Annotated in this window: 2 protein-coding genes and 1 pseudogene; 1 reads left to right on the top strand and 2 read right to left on the bottom strand. The window is 68.2% G+C overall.

Annotation, left to right across the window (positions count from 1 at the left end):
* Window positions 1–36: 36 nt before the first annotated feature.
* Window positions 37–181, bottom strand: a pseudogene (locus AB0G02_RS39375) (IS5/IS1182 family transposase); the annotation flags it as partial.
* Window positions 182–292: 111 nt separating this feature from the next.
* Here AB0G02_RS39375 and AB0G02_RS39370 point away from each other — a divergent pair.
* Entirely contained in the window at window positions 293–547 is a 255-nt protein-coding gene (locus AB0G02_RS39370) for a WGxxGxxG family protein (RefSeq protein ID WP_360805371.1), read from the top strand.
* A 576-nt stretch (window positions 548–1,123) separates the two neighbouring features.
* Here AB0G02_RS39370 and AB0G02_RS39365 read toward each other — a convergent pair.
* Complete coding sequence (locus AB0G02_RS39365) at window positions 1,124–1,435, bottom strand: hydrophobin family protein (RefSeq protein ID WP_360805368.1); 312 nt, start codon at window positions 1,433–1,435, stop codon at window positions 1,124–1,126.
* Window positions 1,436–1,584: the final 149 nt, after the last annotated feature.

The raw sequence follows: 1,584 nt of genomic DNA, 5'->3' as shown, positions 1-1,584 counted from the left end.
ACCGGTCGGTCGTGCGCATCACTGCCGACGGACGGCGCCCAGGGCGGAGCCGTGGGGTTCGCCGCAGCGGGCGATCCGGGCGGGGACCGCCTGGCGCGCAGTCGTCTGCGGTACCGGTCGTGGTCGTAGGCCCGGTCGGCGTAGACGGTCTTCCTCCGGCGGCGGGATCGACACCCCGGCGGCTCGGTGGGCGAGCCGTCACTCGGGCGAGTGCTGATCGCTGGAGTTCGCATGGTCTGAAGCTTCGGCGGTACCCAGGCGTCAAGACCACCGACCGACCTGAGGAGATGACATGGACAACGTGAAGCGCCTCATGGCGGCACTCGTCCTGGGTGCGGCCCTGGCTGCTGTTCCCGCCGCTGTCGCGTCCGCCGATGAGACCACCTCACGTGCCGTGGCAACGGTGATGGCTCAGGAGAACACCAACGATGACGACGACGGAAGCGGAAACTGGGGCCTGCTGGGTCTTCTGGGTTTGTTGGGTCTCGCGGGTTTGGCGGGCCGCAAGAAGCGCAACGTCACCGACCACCACGTGGCCGGGCGGTGACCTGACTCGGCGGGAAGGTCTGCCATGCGCTTCGGCAATACCCGCGTCGAGTTCCTCGGTGGCCGTGCCGGCTGTCTGACGATGCTGGTGATCTCGATCGTGGCCTCGGTGCTGTTCACCGTCCTGCTGAACGCCTTCCTGTAACCGCCCGCACGGTTGAGGTGCGCGACGAGTACGACAACCCCACCACCGGATTGGACTACGGCCCGCCCCTCGCCGCCAGGTCGACGGGCTCGTGCAACCCCGCGTCAGCACAACCCAGGCCGAGCCCGGCCGCCGGGCCGTCACCGGCCAGTGGTGGGTGTTCACCAATGACCCGATTTGGCGCGCGAACGCGTCCAGCACGACGGCCGCACCTGCGTCGTCGACGGCGATCCCGAACGCTGGAAACCCCGACCGGGGCGGGTGCACTACGAGGCGGCCCTCATCCACACCGAGGGATGAGGACCGCCGCGCAATTCGCTGTTTCGGCAACAAGTTCGCCGTGCCGGGCTTCCAGCGCGGCAGGCGGCCTCGCACCCACCAGGCGGACTCGCCGTCGCGGCTCTTCTCGGCCATCACGGAGGGGTGTCGCGTCTAGCAAGCGCCGGGGCGCACTGGCACCGAGACGATGCCGTTGTAGTTGAAGGGGCCGCACACCACGATCCCGTTCCCCTTGCCTGGTGTACAGGTCAGTCCCACCAGGGTGTCGGGTCCGACGTCGTTGATGGGCAGCATCGCGAAAATGGTCTGCCCAGCAGGGTGGTTGCCGGCCAAGACGGCGTTGCAGGTCTGGGTGATGTCGCCCGGCGCCGCGTGCGCGGTGGTTGCAAAGGTGACGGTGGCGGCCGTCGCGGCGAAGGTGAGCGCCGCAGTCAGTGCGGCGGCGCGGATGCGGTTGAGCGTCATGGTCTGCCCTTTCCGGGATGCCCGCCAGGGCCTTGCCGCCGCGGCCGATAGCGATAGAGGCGGCGGGCTTCGTATGGCCAGCGGTCTCAATGACCGCTACATGGCAACACGATCAGCCAATCATTGAGCTGATAGAGGGAACAGTCGAT

Origin of the sequence: Actinosynnema sp. NPDC023658, from assembly GCF_040639995.1 — a bacterium.
In the GTDB taxonomy this organism is placed as follows: Bacteria; Actinomycetota; Actinomycetes; order Mycobacteriales; family Pseudonocardiaceae; genus Actinosynnema.
This window is presented reverse-complemented; position numbering and strand designations above follow the sequence as displayed.

Bases quoted from the DNA above. Each gene is read 5' to 3' on its own strand.
- AB0G02_RS39365 (WP_360805368.1), bottom strand. From the start codon at position 1,435: ATGACGCTCAACCGCATCCGCGCCGCCGCACTGACTGCGGCGCTCACC.
- AB0G02_RS39370 (WP_360805371.1), top strand. From the start codon at position 293: ATGGACAACGTGAAGCGCCTCATGGCGGCACTCGTCCTGGGTGCGGCC.